We start from the raw sequence: 18,989 nt of genomic DNA, 5'->3' as shown, positions 1-18,989 counted from the left end.
GCTGGGGCGGGCGCCGGCGCTGCACTAGCGTTGGTCGATTCTGCCGATGGGGCTGGTTCGCGTGCTGTTGGCGCCGGGGCTGCCGCTTCGGTGGGAGCGTCTACTGGAATTGCCGGTTCAGGCGCGACCGGTTCGCGGGGTGCCGCGGCGGCGGGGGCGGTGGGGAACGCGGCCGCCAGTTCTTCCAGGCTGTAGCGCGCGGTGCGCGAACTGTCGGACGTGGTGGGCTTGTTGCGGCGGAAGAAGCTGGCCATTGGCAACGCGGTAGCGGAAACGCGCAATTCTACCATCCGGGCATCGGCGGCCTTGACGCCGCCTTCAGCCCGACCTCAGATGGACCGCGCCTTTCACGCACCCGCCATCCTGCCGAATTCGGCATCCGCGTGGGGCGCGGCTAGAGCTGTCCCCGGAGCGCGCGGTAGTCCCGCGGCGTCATCCCGACGGTAGCCTTGAACTGGCGCGCGAACGCGCTCTGGTCGGCGAATCCGCAGCGCTGGCCGATGCTGGCGATACTGTCTTCGCCATTGAGCAGGCGCATCGCCGATTCGATCCGCAGCTTGGTCAGCAACTGCTGCGGAGTGACCTGGAAGACCCGGCGGAAATGCCGCTCCAGCTGCGCCACCGACAGTCCCGCCAGGTCGGCCAGACTCTGCACGCGCAGGTTCTCGCCGAAGTTGGACTGCATGTGTTCCATCACCTGGCTCAGGCGCTCATACGCCGAGTGGCGGTTGTCCGGCTGGCCGAGATCGCGCGAGATGCCGACCACGCCGGTCACGTCCTCGCCCTCGCACAGCGGGCGCTTGAAGGTCAGGCACCAGCCGGGCAGGCGGTTGGGGTAGAGATGCACTTCCAGCTGGTTGTCGATCAGTTCGCCGCACAGCACGCGGCGGTCCTGCATCATGTAGCTGCCGCCCAGCGGCAGCGGGAAGACCTCCAGCGGCGAGCGGCCGATGACGTCGCTGCGGAGCTTGCGGCCGAGCCTGCGCACCAGCGTGAGGTTGCAGTGGGTATAACGTCCTTGCTCGTCCTTGATGAAGAAGACCACGTCCGGCAGCGCATCGAACAGCGTCTGCATCTCCAGGGCGGGCAGGTTGAGATCCATCGGCATCATGGCGAAAGTCGTTTTGGGTGCTTGCCAGGTGCGGCAGCGCTGCCAGCGATCCTAGCGCAATCCGGGGGGTCTCGGACTGCGCCTGTCATTATGCCGACTTCCGCATTTGTGTCTGGCATTGCACGCTAGCCGTCCGCGCGGCCGCGATGGGAGCATGAGCCATGCACACCATCGATGTCATCGACTCGCACACGGCAGGCGAACCCACCCGCGTGGTGCTGTCCGGCTTCCCCGATCTGGGCGACGGCGACCTGGCCGACTGCCGGGAGCGCTTCCGTCGCGACTATGACCAGTGGCGGAGCGCGATCGCCTGCGAACCGCGCGGTTCGGACACCATGGTCGGCGCCTTGTTGCTGCCGCCGCGCGACCCCGCGGCCTGCACCGGGGTGATTTTCTTCAATAACGTCGGCTACCTGGGCATGTGCGGGCACGGCACCATCGGCGTGGTCCGCACGCTGGCGGAGCTGGGACGCATCGGCACCGGTACGCATCGCATCGAAACGCCGGTCGGCACCGTCGGCGTGGAGCTGGGCGAGGACGGGCAGGTGTGGGTCGACAATGTCGAAAGCTACCGCCACGCCGCTGGCGTGGTGGTGGACGTACCGGGGTACGGCCCCGTGCGCGGGGACGTGGCCTGGGGCGGCAACTGGTTCTTCATCACCGAGCAGGCGCCCTGCGCGCTGGAGCTGGCGCAGCAGCGTGCCTTGACCGGCTATACCGAGGCGATCCGCCTGGCGCTGGCCACGGCTGGCGTGTATGGCGAGGACGGTGGCGAGATCGATCACATCGAGGTCAATGGGCCGGCGCCGGATGGCAGCGGGGCCGCGCGCAATTTCGTGCTGTGCCCGGGATTGGCGTACGACCGTTCGCCGTGCGGCACCGGCACCAGCGCCAAGCTGGCCTGCCTGGCCGCCGACGGCAAGCTGGCCGAGGGTGCGCGCTGGATCCAGCAAGGCATCCTCGGCAGCGCGTTCGAGGCGAGCTACCGCAGCAGCGGGCGCGGCATCGCGCCGCGCATCGGCGGGCATGCGTATCTGACCGCACGCACGCAGCTGTTGATCGATCCAACCGATCCGTTCGGTTGGGGCATCGTGGCCTGATGACGGCTGTTTCGCCCGCGCCGGTGGTCGGCAACGCGCCTGCATCGGGCGTCACCGCCGCCGCCACGCGCCGCAGCTACGACCTGGTCGTGGTCGGCGCCGGCATCGTCGGCGCGGCCTGCGCCGAGGCGGCCAGCGCGGCGGGTTTGCGGGTCGCGATCGTCGAGCCGGGGCCGATCGGCGGTGGCGCGACCGCTGCGGCGATGGGGCACCTGGTGGCGATGGACGACGACCCGGCGGAGCTGGCGCTGTCGGCGTATTCGCTACGGCTGTGGGAGCGCTTCGCCAGCCTGCGCGAGGCCGAATTCAGTCGCTGCGGCACGCTGTGGGTGGCGCGCGATGCGCGCGAGATGGCCGCCGTGCCGGCCAAGATCGCCCGGTTGGCGTCGGCTGGCATGCAGGCAGAGGCCGTCGATGCCGACCAGCTCTATGCGCTGGAGCCGCAGTTGGTGGCGGGTCTGGCCGGCGGCATGCGGGTGCCCGGCGAGGCGGTGGTGTATCCGCCGCGGGTGGCGCGTCATCTGGTGGCGCTGGCATGCCAGGCGGGAGCGCAATTGTTCGCCGGACGCCGCGTGGTGCAGGTGTTGGAGCAGGGCGTGCAACTGGACGATGGCCAGCGTCTGGCCGGTCCGGTGCTGGTGGCCAGCGGGGTGGCGGTGCCGCAGTTGCTGCCGGAGTTGGGCGTGCGCCCACGCAAGGGACATCTGGTCATTACCGATCGGCATCCCGGCTTGATCCATCACCAGCTGCTGGAGCTGGGCTACGCCGATTCGGCCCACGGTGCCGATGCCACCAGTGTGGCCTTCAACGTGCAGCCGCGGCCGAGTGGCCAGTTGCTGATCGGCTCCTCGCGCCAGTTCGACGTGCAGGACCGCGAACTGTCGCTGCCGGTATTGCGGCAGATGCTGCAGCGCGCCTTCGATTTTCTGCCGGTGCTGCAGCAGTTGCAGGCGATCCGGGTGTGGACCGGTTTGCGTCCGGCCACCGTGGATGGGCGTCCTTACCTGGGGCAGGTGCCGGGGCGGCAGGAAGTGTGGGTGGCCGCCGGCCACGAGGGCTTGGGGGTCACCACCGCGCTGGGGAGCGCGCAGGTGATCGTCGACGGCCTGTTGGGGCGAACCCCGGCGATCGACCCGGCGCCGTACGCGCCGGCGCGCGTGCTGCAGGGGGCTGCAGCATGACGACGCAGGTGCGCTTGCAGGTGGATGCGCAGACCGTCGAGGTCCCGGCTGGCAGCAGCGTGGCGGCGGCGGTGGCGCAGGTCAGCTGGCGCACGCGCCGTTCCAGCGGCGGGGAGCCGCGGGCGCCGGTGTGCGGCATGGGCGTGTGCTTCGAGTGCCGGGTCTGGATCGATGGTCTGGGCCAGCAACGCGCCTGCCTGCTCGATGCACGCGATGGCATGCAGGTGCGCACCGATGGCTGAGCGCACGCTGCGATTCGACGTGCTGGTGATCGGCGCCGGTCCGGCCGGATTGGCGGCGGCGCGGACCGCTGCGTCGCATGGCGCCCGCGTCGGCCTGGTCGATACGCAGCCGCGCGTCGGTGGCCAGGTCTGGCGGCACGACGTCCACGACGGCGCACCGGCCGACGCGCGGGCGTTGTTGCAACAGGTCAGCGATTGTCCGGGGATCACGTTGCTGACCGGCGTGCAGGTGGTGCTGGCGCAATCGGGTTGGTTGCTGGCCGAAGCGGCCACCGGCGCGCTGCAACTGCACTATGCGGCGTTGGTGCTGGCGACCGGCGCGCGCGAGCTGTTGCTGCCGTTTCCCGGCTGGACCTTGCCGGGCGTTACCGGCGCCGGTGGGGCGCAGGCCTTGGCCAAGCAGGGGTGCTCGGTGGCCGGCAAGCGGGTGGTGGTGGCCGGCAGCGGCCCATTGTTGCTGGCCAGTGCGGCGACCTTGCAGCGCCACGGCGCGCAGCTGCTGGGGATTCACGAACAGGCGCCGACGGCGGCCGTGCACGCCTTTGCGCGCCAGCTATGGCGCTGGCCAGGCAAGGCCGGGCAGGCGCTGGCGCTGCGCTGGCAACTGCGTGCCGTGCGCTATGCCACCGCCAGCGTGGTGGTGGCCGCGCATGGCGATACGCATCTGCGCGAGGTCGAGATCGACGGGCCGGATGGCCACCAGCGCGTTCCCTGCGACCAGTTGGCGGTCGGCTACGGGCTGGTGCCCAACGTCGAGCTGGCGCAGTTGCTTGGCTGCCGTCTGGAGCCCAGCGGCGCGCAGCAACAGGTGCAGGTGGATGCGCAGCTGCGCACCAGCGTGGCAGGCGTGTTCGCCGCCGGCGAGGTATGCGGGATCGGCGGACGCGATTGCGCGCTGATCGAAGGCGCGATGGCAGGCCATCTGGCTGCCGGTGCGCCGCAGGCAGCGCATGCCCTGCAGCGCCGCCGCCACAGCGCGCGCGCGTTTGCGCGACAGTTGCAGCAGTCCTTCGCGCTGGGGGCGCGGGTGCGCGCAATGGCGCAGCCGCAGACGCTGGTGTGCCGCTGCGAAGACGTGCCGCTCTCCGCGCTGGAGCCCTTCACCGATGGGCGCGATGCCAAGCTGGCGTCGCGCTGCGGGATGGGGGCTTGCCAGGGCCGCATCTGCGGCGCGGCCCTGGCCGAACTCGGGCGCTGTCTGCCCGACCACTCCACCGACGCCGGCCGCCGGCCGCCCTTGTTCCCGGTCCGCCTCGCGGCGCTGGCCGATTCGTTCACTTCCGATCCGCAAGGACATTCTTCATGAGCATCGCTGCGTTCTGGCATGGCGTATTGCCGGCCATCACCACCCCGTTCACCGCCTCGGGCGAGATCGACCACGACTTCCTCGCCCGACACGCCAGGCAACTGGTCGATGCCGGCTGTACCGCGATCGTGCCGCTGGGCTCGCTGGGCGAGGCGGCCACGCTGAGTGGCGAGGACAAGCGGGCCATCCTCAAGACCCTGGTCGGCGCGCTCGACGGTCGCGTGCCGGTGGTGCCGGGCATCGCCGCGCTGGCGACCGACGAGGCCGTGGCGCTGGCCAAGGACGCCAAGGCGCTGGGCTGCGGTGGCCTGATGGTGTTGCCGCCCTACGTATACTCCACCGACTGGCGCGAGATGGGCGCGCATGTGCGCGCCGTGATCGGCGCCACCGATCTGCCGGTGATCCTGTACAACAATCCGGTGGCCTACAAGACCGACTTCAGCGCAGCGCAGGTCGCCGAGCTGGCGGCGGAATTCCCCAATCTGCAGGCGGTGAAGGAATCGTCCGGCGACGTGCGTCGTTTCGCCGCGTTGCAGGAGCTGCTGGGCGATCGCCTGGCGCTGCTGGTGGGCATGGACGATGCCATCGTCGAAGGCCTGAGCATGGGCGCCAAGGGCTGGATCGCCGGCCTGGTCAATGCCTACCCGCGCGAATCGGTGCGGCTGTTCGAACTGGCCCGCGATGGCGGTTACCCGGCGGCCAAGGAGCTGTACGACTGGTTCCTGCCGCTGCTGCGCCTGGACACCGTGCCCAAGTTCGTGCAGCTGATCAAGCTGGTGCAGCAAAAGGTCGGCATGGGCAGCGAGCGGGTCCGTGCGCCCCGGCTGGCGATGGACGGCGCCGAACGCGAGGCGGCGCTCAAGATCATCGACCAGGCCATCGCGACCGCGCCGACGCTGCGCTGAGCGCGACGTGGCGACCCGCCCGGCCCGCGCAGCACTGCCGGTTCGGCGCGGGCGCCAGCGCTGGCCGCTCACGCGCACCGGCCAGCGCGCAATGCGTCATGCTCTGATGCCGTTCCACCGCTCCGCATCGCCCCGCGCAGCGGAGCCCGTCTGCAACCGAAGGTGACGTGATGACTTCCATGCTTCAACCCGTGCTGTTGGCCGGTCAATGGCAGCCCAGCCTGGAGGCGACCGGCGCATTCCGCGCCAACGATCCCACCACCGGCGAGCCGATCGGCCCGCAGTTCCCGATCAGCGGGCCGCAGGATGTGCAGGCCGCGCTGGCTGCCGCTACGGCGGTGGCCGCCGAACTGGCGGCGGCGCCGGTGGCGCGCATTGCCGCGTTCCTGGAGGCCTATGCCGACGCGCTGGATGCCGACGCCGACAACTTGGTGGCATTGGCGCATGCCGAGACCGCCTTGCCGTCACCGACGCGCTTGCGCGGCAACGAGCTGCCACGCACCAGTGGGCAGTTGCGTCAGGCCGCTGCGGCCGTGCGCAGCTACAGCTGGACTCAACCGGTCATCGATACCGCGGCCGGGCTGCGCGCGCACCTGGCGCCGTTGGGCAAACCAGTGCTGGTCTTCGGGCCGAACAACTTTCCGTTCGCCTTCAATGCAGTGGCCGGCAGCGATTTCGCCTCGGCGATCGCTGCGCGCAATCCCGTCATCGCCAAGGCGCATCCGCTGCATCCGGCCACCAGCCAGCGCATGGCCGAGCTGGCGCATCGCGCAGTGCTGGCAGCCGGCTTGCCGGCGGCAGCGGTGCAGTTGCTCTATCACCTGGAGCCGGCCACCGGCCTGCAACTGGCCGGCGATGCCCGCCTGGGCGCGATCGGCTTCACCGGCAGCCGTGGCGGTGGCCTCGCCTTGAAAGCGGCGGCCGATGCGGCAGGCATCCCGTTCTATGCCGAGTTGTCCAGTATCAATCCGGTGTTCCTGTTGCCAGGCGCGCTGGCCGAACGCGGCGCGGCGTTGGCGCAGGAATTCTTCGCCTCGTGCACCTTGGGCAGTGGCCAGTTCTGCACCAACCCTGGGGTGGTCGTCGTGCCAACCGGCGAGGCGGGCGATGCCTTCGTCGCTGCCGCCGCTGACCTGTTCGCGCAGGCCGCACCGATGGTGCTGTTCTCCGCTTCCGGGGTGGACGGCGTCCGTCATGGCGTGGACACGCTGCGCGCCGCCGGTGCCAGCGTGCTCGCCAGCGGGCAGGCCGAGCCGACCGCGCAACCTGGCTTCCGCTATCCGCCGACGCTGTTGAGCGTGGACGCGGACCGTTTTATCGCCGAGCCGCACGCCTTGCAGACCGAAGCGTTCGGTCCGGTCAGCCTGTTGGTGCGGGCCGATCTGGCGGCGATGGTGCAGGTGGCCGCGGTGCTGGAAGGCAATCTCACCGGCTGCCTGTACCGCGCGACCGACGGCAGCGACGATGCCGCCTGGCAGGCGATCGCGCCGCTGCTGCGCGCGCGGGTCGGGCGCCTGATCAACAGCAAGATGCCGACCGGAGTGGCGGTGAGTGCGGCGCAGAATCATGGCGGTCCGTTCCCGAGCACCGGCCATCCGGGATTCACCGCCGTCGGCATGCCCGGCGCGATCCGCCGCTTTGCCGCGCTGCATAGCTATGACGCAGTGCCCGATGACGTGTTGCCGGCCGAGCTGCGCCAGCGCAACCCCGGTGGGGTGGCGCGGCTGGTCGATGGTCAGTGGAGCATCGGCGACCTCGAGGCATCGGCGTGAGTGCGCAGATCGGCGGCCTGTCGCTGCAGCAGGCGCGCGCACAGTTGGCGCCCTGGACCGAGCGGGCCGCACCGATCGCCGCGGCAGAATACGAACAGCGGCTCGAGCGCGCACGTGGCCTGATGCGCCGCGCGGGCGTCGACGCCTTGCTGATCGGCGCCGGGCCGTCGCTGCGCTACTTCAGTGGCGTGCCCTGGGGCGCCAGCGAACGACTGGTCGCCTTGCTGGTTACCTTGCAAGGCGCGCCGGTGCTGGTGTGTCCGGCGTTCGAGGAGGGCTCGCTGGATGCGGTACTGCAGCTGCCGGTCAACAAACGGCTGTGGGAGGAACACGAGGATCCTTACGCACTGGTGGTGCAGGCGATGGACGAGCGCGGCGCGCGTGCGCTGGCGCTGGATCCGGGCGTGGCGTTCGCAGTGCATACCGGCTTGCGTGCGCATCTGGGCACCGCCATCCGCGACGCGGCCGCCATCATCGACGGTTGCCGCATGTGCAAGTCGCCGGCCGAGCTGGCGCTGATGCAGCAGGCCTGCGACATGACCCTGCAGGTACAGCGGCTGGCCGCGGGGTTGGCCTGCGAAGGACTGGGGACCGACCAGCTGGTGCGCTTCATCGACGAGGCGCATCGCGCGCTGGGCGCGGACAACGGCTCGACGTTCTGCATCGTGCAATACGGCCATGCCACCGCCTTTCCGCACGGCATTCCCGGCGTCCAGCAACTGCGCGAAGGCGAGTTGGTGTTGATCGATACCGGCTGCACGGTGCAGGGTTACCACTCGGACATCACCCGCAGCTGGATCTATGGCACGCCCAGCGACCACCAGCGACGCATCTGGGATCTGGAGCAGGCCGCGCAGGCGGCAGCGTTCGCTGCGATCCGTCCCGATGTGCCGTGCCAGGCGGTGGACCGCGCCGCGCGCGCGGTGCTGGAGGCCGGGGGCCTCGGGCCCGAGTATCGCTTGCCGGGACTGCCGCATCGCACCGGCCATGGCTGTGGCCTGGCGATCCATGAGGCGCCGTACCTGGTGCGTGGCAACAACCTGCCGCTGCAGCCCGGCATGTGTGCCAGCAACGAGCCAATGATCGTCGTGCCAGGGCAATTCGGTGTGCGGCTGGAAGATCATTTCTTCGTCACCGAGACCGGTGCGCAGTGGTTCACGCCGCCGTCGGTGGCGATCGACCAGCCGTTCGCATGACGCCGCGTCGCTGCGACCGGTGTGCTCGACATGGCATGGATTGGCGCCGAGCGCCGGGTGTGAGCGCGCTTGCGCGCGTTGGCGCTGGTGTGGCCGCATTGACGTGAGCCGATCCGGCGCAGTGCGCTGCACGCTGGCCTGGAGTTCCGCAGTTTTGGAGTGAGTGCATGAAACAGCTGTCTTCCGTCGTCCTTGGGCTGTGCGCAGCCGCGGCAATCGCCGCCTGCACACCGGCGTCGACCACCGCGCAGGCGAGCGATGGCGGTACGCCTGCGGCGAGCCATGCGCAAGCCGCCCAGGCCTTCGATGCGCTGCTCGACCGGCAGTGGCAGTACCAGCTGCAACACAATCCCGAATTCGCCAGCATCATCGGCGACAAGCGCTACAACGACCGCTGGAGCGATTATTCCCCGCAGGCCGTGCAGGCCGACCGCAACGCCACCGCCGACCTGCTCAAACGATTCGAAGCAGTCGATGCCAAGACGCTGGACGAACAGCGGCAGCTCAGCCTGCAGATGATGCTTGGGCAATTGCGCGACAAGCTGGAAGGCATCGACCTGATGACCTACACGATGCCGCTGGAGCCGATCGGCGGCATCCAGTTGGCGTTGGCCGGCTACGGCGATGCGTTTCCGTTCGAGAACGCCAAGGACTACCAGGACTACATCACGCGCTTGCAGACGCTCCCGGCGGTGATCGATGAGGTCATCGCGGTGTCGCGCCTGGGCGCCAGGGAAGGCCTGACCCAACCGAAGTATCTGCTGGAACGCCTCCCCGAGCAGATCGACGGGATCATCGCGCTGTCCGGCGATCAGAGCCCGTTCGCCTCGCCGTTGAAGAAGCTCGATGCCGTGGTGCCGGCCGAGCAACGCGCAGCATTGCGTTCGCAGCTGCTGGCCGCCATCGATCGGCAGGTGAAGCCGGCCTATCGCAAGCTGGCGGCATTCGTCCGCGACGAATATGCCGCGCAGGGTCGCAGCGCCGAAGGCCTGTGGTCGCTACCCGATGGCGAGCACCGTTATCGCTACGCCATCCACACCCAGACCACCACCGACATGGCGCCGGAGCAGATCCATCAGATCGGTCTGCAGGAAGTGGCGCGCATCGAAGGCGAGATGACCGTCATCGCCAAGGCGCAGGGGTTTGCCGATCTTGCCAGTTTCCGCAAGGCGGTGGACACCGACAAGCGCCACTTCGCCACTTCCGGCGAACAGATCCTGCAGCAATACCGGCAGTACATCGCGGCGATGCAGCCGCAGTTGCCCAAGTTGTTCGCGCAGTTGCCCAAGACGCCGCTGGAGGTGCAGGCGATGCCGGCGTTCCGTCGCAGCGCGCCGGGCGCCGAGTACTGGCAGAGCAACCCGGAAGGAACCAAGCCGGCGATCGTGAAGGTCAATACCAGCGACTTCGCCAGCCGCACCCTGGTCAATATCGAGACCACCGCCTATCACGAAGGGGTGCCTGGCCATCACCTGCAGATCTCGTTGGCTCAGACGCTGCCGTTGCCGCCGTTCCGCCAGCAGGCCGGCTACAACGCCTACATCGAGGGCTGGGCGCTGTATGCCGAGCGCCTGGGCAAGGAGATCGGTTTCTTCCAGGATCCGTACAACGATTACGGGCGCCTGGCCGGCGAGCTGCTGCGTGCCAATCGGCTGGTGCTGGACACCGGCGTGCATTACAAGCGCTGGACGCGCCAGCAGATGGTGGATTTCTTCCATGCGCATCCGTCCGACGACGAGCCCAGCATCCAGTCCGAGACCGACCGCTATATCGTCTGGCCTGGTCAGGCGCTGGGGTACAAGCTCGGTGAGCTGCAGATCCTGGCCTTGCGTGCCGAAGCCGAGCAGGCATTGGGCGAGAGCTTCGATATCCGCGCCTTCCATGAGGCGGTGCTGGGCGGTGGCGCGATGCCGCTGGCCATGCTGCAACAACGCGTGCGGCAGTGGATCGACCGCACCAAGGCCATCTCCCCCCGTCAGGAATCACGCCGATGAAACGCCGACCGACCGCGCCCGCCATCGCGCTGGCTTTGCTGTTCGTGCTGCCCGGTACGGTGGCGAGCAGCTGGGCCGCCGCTGCGAAGGCCGCGCCCACCTCGGCGCAACAGGCAGCGGGCAGTGCCGCCGCACGCTTCAAGGCGCTGTATACGCGCGAATGGAAATGGCGACAGGCACAACTGGACGGCGCGGTGGACGAGGACAACCAGGCCTTGCAGGATCGCCCGGCCGACCACCTGCCGCATGTCGATGCCGCCACCCAGGCGATGCGCACGACGTACTGGCAGCAGGTGATGACCGAACTGGATGCGATCCCGATCGCCCAACTGCCGGCCGAAGATCAGGTGAGCTACCAGGTCTATCGCCAGCAGTTGGCGGTGCTATTGGATCAGCAACGCTTCCATGCCTGGGAGATGCCCTTCAACAGCGATAGCGCGTTCTGGAGCGACCTGGGCTTCAGCGCCGACACCCATGTGCGTAGCCGCGACGATGGTCAACGCTACCTGGCGATGTTGGCCGACATCCCGCGCTACTTCGATGAGCAGATCACCAATATGCGTGCCGGCCTGGCGCGCGGATTCAGCCAGCCGCAGGTGACGATGCGTGGGCGCGATCAGTCGATCGCCGACGTTGTCGCCGCCGCCGGCGAAGCCAATCCGTTCTACGCCCCGTTCAAGCAGTTGCCGGCCACGCTGCCTGCCGAGGCCCAGGCGCAACTGCGCCAACAGGCGCTGCGAACGATCGCCGAGCAGGTGATCCCGGCCTACACCCGCTTGCTGGACTTCATCCGCAAGGACTACCAGCCGCAGGCGCGCACCACGCTGGCCGCCGAGCGCCTGCCCGATGGTGAGGCCTATTACCAGGCGCAGATTCGCGAATTCACCACCTTGGACCTGAGTCCGGAGCAGATCCACCAGATCGGCCTGCGCGAAGTGGCCAAGCTGCGGACACAGATGGATCAGACCATCGTCGCCAGCGGCTTCAAGGCGCCGGCCGGGCAGGCGGCGTTTCCGGCGTTTCTGCACTTTCTGCGCAGCGACCCGCGCTTCTACGCCAAGACGCCGGAGGAACTGCTCAAGCAGGCGGCGTGGATCGCCAAGCGGGTGGATGGCAAGGTGGGCGACTACATCGGTCGGCTGCCGCGGCGGCGTTTCGCCATCGAGCCGGTGCCGCCGGAGCTGGCGCCGTTCTACACCGGTGGCCGCGGCGGCCCGGGCATCTATCTGGTCAATACCTACGATCTGCCATCGCGCCCGCTGTACAACCTGACTGCGCTGACCCTGCACGAGTCCTCGCCAGGCCATGCGCTGCAAATGCCGTTGGCGGCGGAGACGACGGATTTGCCTGACTTCCGTCGCTACAGCTTCATCTCGGCCTACGGCGAAGGCTGGGCGGTGTACTCCGAATACCTCGGTCAGGAGATGGGGATGTACGACACCCCCTACGACCGCTTCGGCTATCTGACCTACCAGATGTGGCGTGCCTGCCGGCTGGTGATCGACACCGGCATCCATCACAAGGGCTGGACCCGCGAGCAGGCGCTGGCCTATCTGCGCGACAACACCGCACTGAGCGAACACGAAATCACCACCGAGGTGGATCGCTACATCGCCTGGCCGGGGCAGGCGCTGTCGTACTACCTGGGCGAGTTGAAGATCCTGGAGCTGCGCCACAAGGCCGAGCAGGCCTTGGGCGAGCGGTTCGACCTGCGCAACTTCCACGATGCGGTGCTGCAGACCGGCTCGGTGCCACTGCCGGTGCTGGAGGCGCGGATCGATCGCTTCATTGCCGCCGGTGGCGCATCGCCGTACGCCGACCAGGAGAAACAGGCGGCTGCTGCGCCTGCGGCGGACAACTAGTCCGCCAGCGGGCACGGCAAGGGAATCCATAGCGCTATCCACTGGGGGCACGCGATGACGACAGAGGCTGCGGGCACGCAGGGCACGTTCCACAAGCGGTTGAGCCTGACCGACCTGACCTTCATCGGCCTGGGATCAATCTTCGGCTCGGGCTGGCTGTTCTCGGCCAGCCATGTCTCGGCGATTGCCGGGCCGGCAGGCATCGTGTCGTGGGTGGTCGGCGGTATCGCCGTGCTGCTGCTGGGACTGGTCTACTGCGAGCTCGGTGCGGCGTTGCCGCGTGCCGGCGGGGTGGTGCGTTATCCGGAGTTCTCGCATGGCGCCCTGCTGGGCGCGCTGACCGGGTTGATCACTCTGATCGCTTTTTCCAGCCTGATCGCCATCGAGGTGGAGGCCGCACGCCAGTACGCGGCGGCCTGGTTCCCGCTGCTCAACCAGCCCGGCAGCACCCATCCCAGCCTGTGGGGCTGGCTGCTGCAACTGGCGTTGCTGCTGGCGTTCTTCCTGCTCAACTATTTCAGCGTCAAGACCTTCGCCTTGGCCAACAACCTGGTCAGCGTGTTCAAGTTCCTGGTGCCGTTGCTGGTGATCGTGCTGTTGATGGCGCACTTCAATGCGGACAATCTGCGCGTGCATGGATTCGCGCCGACCGGCATGGCCGGCGTGGAAGCGGCGATCTCCGCCGGCGGCATCATCTTCGCGTACCTGGGGCTGACGCCGATCGTTTCGGTGGCCAGCGAGGTGCGGCAGCCGCAGCGCAATATCCCGATCGCCTTGATCCTGTCGGTGGCGCTGTCGACGGTGATCTACGTGCTGCTGCAACTGGCCTTCCTCGGCGGCCTGCCAAGTGCGGCGTTGGCGCAGGGCTGGAGTGGTATCGATGCGCGCTTCTCGCTGCCGTACCACGATATCGCACTGGCGTTGGGGCTGGGATGGCTGGCCACGCTGGTGATCTGCGATGCCATCGTCTCGCCCAGCGGCACCGGCAATATCTACATGAATGCCACGCCGCGAGTGGTGTATGGCTGGGCACGTACCAGCGGCGTGCTGCCGGCGCTGACGCGGGTCGATCCGGCCTCGGGCATTCCGCGTCCTGCGCTGTGGCTCAGCCTGGGATTGTCGGTGTTCTGGACGCTGCCATTTCCGTCGTGGGAAACATTGATCGGCGTGGTGTCGGCGGCGCTGGTGCTGAGCTATGCGGTGGCGCCGGTGACGGTGGCGGCCTTGCGCCGCAGCGCGCCGGAGCTGGAGCGACCGTTTCGCGTGCGTGGCATTGCCGTGCTGGGGCCGCTGTCCTTCATGGTCGCCGCGCTGATCGTCTATTGGTCCACCTGGCCGACGCTCTCGTGGTTGCTGGGCCTGCAGGTCGCTGCGTTTGTGCTGTACGTGCTGTTCCGGCTGCCGTCGCGCGCAGGGCGCGCGCGACTGCTGCGGCAGGTCAGCGCGTCGCTGTGGTGGATCGTGTTCTTCGTGCTGGTGATGGCGATGTCCTGGGCAGGCACCTTCGGTGGCCATGGTTGGATCGCCCATCCTTACGACACCGTGGGCGTGGCGCTGATCGCACTGGCGATCTATTACTGGGGCGCGCGCAGCGGGCTGCGCAGCGAAGAATTGGCCTTGGGGGAAGACGATGGCCAGTGAGCGGCCGCGGCGGTCTGTGCTCGGCGGCTGGCACGCGCGCTGCGTCGTTGCCGCATGGGTCGGCTGGGTGGCGACGACCGTCGCCGTCGCTGCCACGCCCGCGCCCAGCGTGCAGGACTATCAACGCTCGCTAGGCCTGCGCGCGCAGTGGATGGGCCTGACCGAAAACGTGGCCTGGCCGGCGCAATGGCAGGATGCGGAGAGCTTCCATTACCGCAAGACCGTGCCGGGCGGCATGGCCTTCGTACGTGCCGAGGTCGGCAGCGCGCAACCGCGGCCGGCCTTCGACCAGGCGCGGGTGGCGGCTGCGCTGTCGGCGGCAAGTGGACACAGCTACGCCGCGCTGCAACTGCCGTTCGAGCAATTCGCCTATGTGCCGGAGGACGGCCGGCCCGAGGGTGCGATTGTTTTTGCGCTGGAGGATCAGTCATGGCGCTGCAGCCTGCTGCACGACCGTTGCACGCGCGAGGCCGACGCGGTGACGCAGCGGCCGCGCGGCTTCGGCGTGGTCCGCGATCCTGCGATTCCGGCCGATCCCACGCCGCAGCGTTCGCCGGATGGGCGCTGGGAGAGCTTTGCGATCGGCAACGACCTGGCGTTGCGTCGACTGGCCGATGGCCAGGTGATTCGGCTCAGCCACGACGGCACTGCCAACGATTACTACGATCCCGAGAGCGTTGCCTGGGCGCCGGATGCGCGGCAGCTGGCGGTCTACCGCGTGCGCCCCGGATTCGCGCGCCGGGTGACCCGGGTGGAGGCCGCGCCCGTTGGCGGCGGGCAGCCGCTGGTGCACACGCAGCTGTATCCCAAGCCAGGCGACGCGGTCGATGTCGAGCGCCCGGTGCTGTTCGACATCCGCGGTGCGCGCCACGATGTCGACGATGCCCTGTTCGCCAATCCCTATTCGCTGTCGCCGCTGCAATGGCGCAGCGATAGCCGCAGTGTCGCCTTCACGTATGTGCAGCGCGGCTTCCAACGGATGCGGGTGATTGCCATCGATGCCGCCAGCGGGCGGCCGCATGTGGCCATTGGCGAGGATGCGCGTACCTTCGTCGATACCGAACGCAGTTTCCTGCGCGATCTGGACGGGCGTGGCAACGCATTGCTGTGGACCTCCGAGCGCGATGGCTGGCGCCACCTGTACCTGTTCGATGGCCGCAGCGGTCGTCTCCGTCGGCAGATCACCCACGGCCCTTGGGTGGTGCGCGAGGTGGTGCACGTGGACGCTGCACAACGCCGCATCTGGTTTCTCGCCAGCGGCATGGACGCCAGCAAGGATCCCTATGATCGGCAGCTGTATCGGGTGGATTTCGATGGTCGTGGCCTGACCCGGCTGACCCAGGCCGATGCCGATCACGACGTGGCGATGGCTGCCGATGGCCGCCACTACGTCGACGTCTATTCGCGGCCGGACCTGCCGCCGGTGCTGGAGCTGCGGCGCAGCGACGGCGCGTTGGTTCGGCAACTGGAACGCGGCGATATCTCGCGGCTGCAGGCGGCCGGCTGGCGTGCGCCGGAGACCTTCGTCGCCAAGGGCCGCGATGGCGTCACCGATATCTGGGGCATGGTCGTGCGGCCACGCGATTACGATCCGCACAAGCGCTATCCGGTGATCGAGAACATCTACGCCGGCCCGCACGATGCCTTCGTGCCCAAGACCTTCTGGCCGTTCGGCTATCACTCCGGCGGCGACAAGCAGATCGGCATGCAGGCGCAGGCCGACCTCGGTTTCATCGTGGTGATGATCGACGGCATGGGTACTGCCAACCGCTCACGTGCCTTCCATGACGTGGCCTGGAAGAATCTCGGCGATTCGGGCTTTCCCGACCGCATCGCCTGGCACCGCGCGCTGGCCGCGCGCGATCGGTCCTACGACATCGCCCGGGTCGGCATCTATGGCGCGTCGGCAGGCGGCCAGAGCACCCTGGGGGCGCTCGAACGCTATCCGGAGTTCTACAAGGTCGGCGTGGCCTATGCCGGTTGCTACGACAACCGCATGGACAAGATCAGCTGGAACGAGCAGTGGATGGGCTGGCCGGTGGATGCGTCCTACGCCGCCGCCTCCGGGGTGGTCAACGCGGCCAAACTGCAGGGAGACCTGTTGCTGATCGTCGGTGATCAGGACAGCAACGTCGACCCGGCATCGACTGCGCAGGTGGTCGATGCGCTGATCAAGGCCGGCAAGGACTTCGAACTGCTCAACGTGCCCGGCGGCGAGCACTCGGTGGGGCGTTCGAGCGGGCCGATCGATTACGTGCAGCGGCGGCAATATAGCTTCTTCGTGCAGCACCTGCTGCAGCAGCCGGTGCCGCACTGGAATTCCCTGCCCGAGGAGAGTCGATGATGGTGTGCATGCTGTGGCCACTGCAGGGCCGTCGAGTGCTGCTGGCGTGGCTGTGTTGCGTGTTGCTTGCACCGGCAGATCCTGCCCTGGCCGACGACGGTGCAATGCCGCGATTGGTGCAGCGCGATGGCCGCCATGCGCTGTTCGTCGATGGCGCCCCGTTCACCGTGCTGGCCGCGCAGTTGCATAACTCCAGCGCCTGGCCGGCGGTGCTGCCGCAGGCGCTGGACACGGTGGCGGCGCTGCACGCCAACACGGTGGAGGCGCCGGTGTACTGGGAGCAGTTCGAGCCGGAGCCGGGGCGCTATGACACCCGCAATCTGGATGCGCTGATCGCCGGTGCCCGCCAACGTGGTCTGCGGGTGGCGGTGCTGTGGTTCGGCAGTTGGAAGAATGGCCAGATGCACTACGTACCGGAGTGGATCAAACGCGATGCAAGCACCTATCCGCGCATGCGCGACGCCGATGGCGAGCCGGTGGATGTGCTGTCGCCGTATGCCGCCGCCAACGTCCAGGCCGATGCGCGCGCGTTCGCCGCGTTGATGCGCCACCTGCGCAAGGTCGATGGCGACCGCCATACCGTCATCCTGGTGCAGGTCGAAAACGAGCCGGGCGCCATCGGCACGGTGCGCGATCATGGACCGGCCGGCGAAGCCGCGTTCGCCCAGCCGGTGCCGGCGGCGATCGCGCAGGCGCTGGGCAAGCCGCAGGGCAGCTGGCAGCAGGTGTTCGGCGCCGAGGCCGCGGAAGCGTGCAATGCCTACGCCACCGCGGCCTACATCGAACAGGTGGCGGCTGCTGGCAAACAGGTCTATCCGCTGCCGCTCTACGTCAACACCTGGCTACGCTACAAGGGCAAGCGCTACCCGGGCCTGGACTATCCCTCCGGTGGCGCGACGGCGAATGTGTTCGCGCTATGGCGGGCGGCCACGCCGTCGATCGATTTCATCGGCACCGATCTGTACACCAGCGACTACAACGAGTTCACCAAGGTCATCGGGCAGTATGCGCGGCCGGACAATCCGGCCTGGGTGTCGGAGACCGGCTTCGAGGCGGCCACCGCACCGTATCTGTTTCATGTGCTGGGGCAGGGCGGGGTCGGCTTCTCGGTCTTCGGTGTCGACGGTAATCCGGACACCGAGGCCAACCGTGCGGCCGTCGCCGCGCATACGGCCAACTTCGCGCTGCTGGCGCCGCTGCAGCGCATCCTGGCGCAGGCCGCCTTCGATGGCCGATTGCAGGCAGTGACCGAGCAGCCCGGCAACCCGCAGCGCACGCTGCGTTTCGGGCCGTGGGAGGCCAAGATCTCGTTTGGCGCACCGGCCTGGGGCGAGGCGCCAGCGATCCTGCCCGGCACGGCCGATCATGTCGGCCGCCTGCTGGTCGCCCAACTGGGTCCGGAGGAATTCCTGGTCACCGGGATGGCGGCGCGCATTGAATTTTCGCGCGACGCGGCCGATAACCGTCATGGACAGCTGTTGCGGGTGGAGCAGGGGCGGTATGTCGACGGGCGCTGGCAGATGGAACGCCTGCTCAACGGCGACCAGACCGACTACGGGCTCAACTTCGGCAGCGGTGGTCCGACCAGCCAGGAGCCGGTCGTGCTGCGCGTGCGGGTAGGCACGTATTGAGCCAGCGGCAGGCGCATGCTGCCGTCCTGCGGTCGTTGTCTGCACTCCCACGTCGTTGAGCCATTCGCCACTTGCATCGGAGCCCCCATGAGCATCAGCAGCATCGCCAGTTCCGGATTGCAGGTCGCCGCCCTGCGCCAGCAGGTGGCTGCCAGCAACGTGGCGCGTCAGCCCGTCGACGGCAGCCCGCGACAAGCGGTGGCCGCCAGCACCCAGGCCGGCGGCGGCGTCGCGGCGAGCGTGGTGCAGGCGGCTTCCGATCCATCAGCGCCGGTCACCGACCTGGTGGAAGGTCTGTCGGCGCGCAATGACTTCCAGGCCAATGCCAACGTGCTGCGGCGTTCCGACGAAGCATTGGGCAGCTTGCTGGACGTGTTGGCCTAAGAGCAGCTAACAAAACGACTGCGCAGCCGCCATGCGGGCGCGGACGGTGCTCGGAATCCTCATGGACCACGCGTACACTGCAGTTCCTGCGCGCCGTCCGCGCCCACCTGACGGCTGCTCGCTACGTTTTGTCAGCCGCTCTTAGAACCGAATGGAATAACGCCCGTAAACATTGACTGGTAGGGTTTACGCCCCCCCATCTGGTCATGCGCGGTGATCCAGTTCCAGCGCCTGCACAAGTCATACTCCGTCGCCGGCCGCGAGGTCGTGGCGCTGCATCCGCTCGACCTGCGGATCGGCCCGGGCGAGGTGTTCGGCAT

At 68.3% G+C, this 18,989-nt stretch carries 14 protein-coding genes, 1 other RNA gene and 2 pseudogenes; 15 read left to right on the top strand and 2 right to left on the bottom strand.

From position 1 onward, the window contains the following. Both CKY51_RS22585 and CKY51_RS12545 read right to left on the bottom strand, forming a co-directional pair. Window positions 1-290 (bottom strand): annotated as a pseudogene (locus CKY51_RS22585) (signal recognition particle-docking protein FtsY); the annotation flags it as partial. A gap of 104 nt (window positions 291-394) precedes the next feature. Continuing rightward, window positions 395-1,111 carry an AraC family transcriptional regulator gene (locus tag CKY51_RS12545; protein ID WP_022974446.1) on the bottom strand — a complete coding sequence of 239 codons (717 nt, stop codon included), beginning with the start codon at window positions 1,109-1,111 and terminating at the stop codon, window positions 395-397. A 161-nt stretch (window positions 1,112-1,272) separates the two neighbouring features. On the opposite strand from CKY51_RS12545, the gene CKY51_RS12540 reads away from it, so the two are divergent. The 15 genes and pseudogenes from CKY51_RS12540 to CKY51_RS12470 form a co-directional block, all read left to right on the top strand. Then, window positions 1,273-2,211: a proline racemase family protein gene (locus tag CKY51_RS12540; protein WP_022974447.1), complete on the top strand. Its 939-nt coding sequence runs from the start codon at window positions 1,273-1,275 to the stop codon at window positions 2,209-2,211. Further along, entirely contained in the window at window positions 2,211-3,392 is a 1,182-nt protein-coding gene (locus tag CKY51_RS12535) for an NAD(P)/FAD-dependent oxidoreductase (RefSeq protein ID WP_022974448.1), read from the top strand. The genes CKY51_RS12540 and CKY51_RS12535 overlap by 1 nt, the downstream gene beginning before the upstream one ends. Beyond that, complete coding sequence (locus tag CKY51_RS12530) at window positions 3,389-3,634, top strand: 2Fe-2S iron-sulfur cluster-binding protein (RefSeq protein ID WP_022974449.1); 246 nt, start codon at window positions 3,389-3,391, stop codon at window positions 3,632-3,634. The genes CKY51_RS12535 and CKY51_RS12530 overlap by 4 nt, the downstream gene beginning before the upstream one ends. Beyond that, window positions 3,627-4,940: an NAD(P)/FAD-dependent oxidoreductase gene (locus CKY51_RS12525; protein ID WP_022974450.1), complete on the top strand. Its 1,314-nt coding sequence runs from the start codon at window positions 3,627-3,629 to the stop codon at window positions 4,938-4,940. Before CKY51_RS12530 ends, CKY51_RS12525 begins: the two co-directional genes overlap by 8 nt. After that, window positions 4,937-5,845, top strand: coding sequence for a dihydrodipicolinate synthase family protein (locus CKY51_RS12520; RefSeq protein WP_022974451.1), 909 nt, complete (start codon window positions 4,937-4,939; stop codon window positions 5,843-5,845). The genes CKY51_RS12525 and CKY51_RS12520 overlap by 4 nt, the downstream gene beginning before the upstream one ends. Window positions 5,846-6,015: 170 nt before the next feature. Then, a complete protein-coding gene (locus CKY51_RS12515; RefSeq protein ID WP_152249311.1) occupies window positions 6,016-7,617 on the top strand; it encodes an aldehyde dehydrogenase family protein in 1,602 nt (533 codons plus the stop codon). Next, a complete protein-coding gene (locus CKY51_RS12510) occupies window positions 7,614-8,813 on the top strand; it encodes a M24 family metallopeptidase (protein WP_022974453.1) in 1,200 nt (399 codons plus the stop codon). Before CKY51_RS12515 ends, CKY51_RS12510 begins: the two co-directional genes overlap by 4 nt. Window positions 8,814-8,980: 167 nt before the next feature. Beyond that, window positions 8,981-10,807, top strand: a complete 1,827-nt coding sequence (locus tag CKY51_RS12505; RefSeq protein WP_022974454.1) for a DUF885 domain-containing protein — start codon at window positions 8,981-8,983, stop codon at window positions 10,805-10,807. Then, window positions 10,804-12,669: a DUF885 domain-containing protein gene (locus CKY51_RS12500; RefSeq protein ID WP_022974455.1), complete on the top strand. Its 1,866-nt coding sequence runs from the start codon at window positions 10,804-10,806 to the stop codon at window positions 12,667-12,669. Before CKY51_RS12505 ends, CKY51_RS12500 begins: the two co-directional genes overlap by 4 nt. Before the next feature lie 54 nt (window positions 12,670-12,723). Further along, window positions 12,724-14,310, top strand: a complete 1,587-nt coding sequence (locus CKY51_RS12495; protein ID WP_022974456.1) for an APC family permease — start codon at window positions 12,724-12,726, stop codon at window positions 14,308-14,310. Then, a complete protein-coding gene (locus CKY51_RS12490; protein WP_031340918.1) occupies window positions 14,300-16,654 on the top strand; it encodes a S9 family peptidase in 2,355 nt (784 codons plus the stop codon). Before CKY51_RS12495 ends, CKY51_RS12490 begins: the two co-directional genes overlap by 11 nt. An 8-nt stretch (window positions 16,655-16,662) precedes the next feature. Beyond that, entirely contained in the window at window positions 16,663-18,285 is a 1,623-nt protein-coding gene (locus tag CKY51_RS12485) for a DUF5597 domain-containing protein (protein ID WP_052172318.1), read from the top strand. Window positions 18,286-18,372: 87 nt separating this feature from the next. Beyond that, a complete protein-coding gene (locus tag CKY51_RS12480; protein WP_022974459.1) occupies window positions 18,373-18,669 on the top strand; it encodes a flagellar basal body rod protein FlgC in 297 nt (98 codons plus the stop codon). Between the two features lie 61 nt (window positions 18,670-18,730). Continuing rightward, a non-coding RNA gene (locus CKY51_RS12475) (sX9 sRNA) lies at window positions 18,731-18,806 on the top strand. 76 nt (window positions 18,807-18,882) lie between these two features. Beyond that, window positions 18,883-18,989: pseudogene (locus CKY51_RS12470) on the top strand (methionine ABC transporter ATP-binding protein); the annotation flags it as partial.

Origin of the sequence: Xanthomonas maliensis (assembly GCF_009192945.1) — a bacterium.
Taxonomy (GTDB): domain Bacteria; phylum Pseudomonadota; class Gammaproteobacteria; order Xanthomonadales; family Xanthomonadaceae; genus Xanthomonas; species Xanthomonas maliensis.
This window is presented reverse-complemented; position numbering and strand designations above follow the sequence as displayed.

What these genes read in the sequence shown, in the direction of transcription:
- CKY51_RS12545 (WP_022974446.1), bottom strand. Translation starts at nt 1,111, where the DNA reads ATGATGCCGATGGATCTCAACCTGCCCGCCCTGGAGATGCAGACGCTG.
- CKY51_RS12540 (WP_022974447.1), top strand. Translation starts at nt 1,273, where the DNA reads ATGCACACCATCGATGTCATCGACTCGCACACGGCAGGCGAACCCACC.
- CKY51_RS12535 (WP_022974448.1), top strand. Translation starts at nt 2,211, where the DNA reads ATGACGGCTGTTTCGCCCGCGCCGGTGGTCGGCAACGCGCCTGCATCG.
- CKY51_RS12530 (WP_022974449.1), top strand. Translation starts at nt 3,389, where the DNA reads ATGACGACGCAGGTGCGCTTGCAGGTGGATGCGCAGACCGTCGAGGTC.
- CKY51_RS12525 (WP_022974450.1), top strand. Translation starts at nt 3,627, where the DNA reads ATGGCTGAGCGCACGCTGCGATTCGACGTGCTGGTGATCGGCGCCGGT.
- CKY51_RS12520 (WP_022974451.1), top strand. Translation starts at nt 4,937, where the DNA reads ATGAGCATCGCTGCGTTCTGGCATGGCGTATTGCCGGCCATCACCACC.
- CKY51_RS12515 (WP_152249311.1), top strand. Translation starts at nt 6,016, where the DNA reads ATGACTTCCATGCTTCAACCCGTGCTGTTGGCCGGTCAATGGCAGCCC.
- CKY51_RS12505 (WP_022974454.1), top strand. Translation starts at nt 8,981, where the DNA reads ATGAAACAGCTGTCTTCCGTCGTCCTTGGGCTGTGCGCAGCCGCGGCA.
- CKY51_RS12500 (WP_022974455.1), top strand. Translation starts at nt 10,804, where the DNA reads ATGAAACGCCGACCGACCGCGCCCGCCATCGCGCTGGCTTTGCTGTTC.
- CKY51_RS12495 (WP_022974456.1), top strand. Translation starts at nt 12,724, where the DNA reads ATGACGACAGAGGCTGCGGGCACGCAGGGCACGTTCCACAAGCGGTTG.
- CKY51_RS12490 (WP_031340918.1), top strand. Translation starts at nt 14,300, where the DNA reads ATGGCCAGTGAGCGGCCGCGGCGGTCTGTGCTCGGCGGCTGGCACGCG.
- CKY51_RS12485 (WP_052172318.1), top strand. Translation starts at nt 16,663, where the DNA reads ATGCTGTGGCCACTGCAGGGCCGTCGAGTGCTGCTGGCGTGGCTGTGT.
- CKY51_RS12480 (WP_022974459.1), top strand. Translation starts at nt 18,373, where the DNA reads ATGAGCATCAGCAGCATCGCCAGTTCCGGATTGCAGGTCGCCGCCCTG.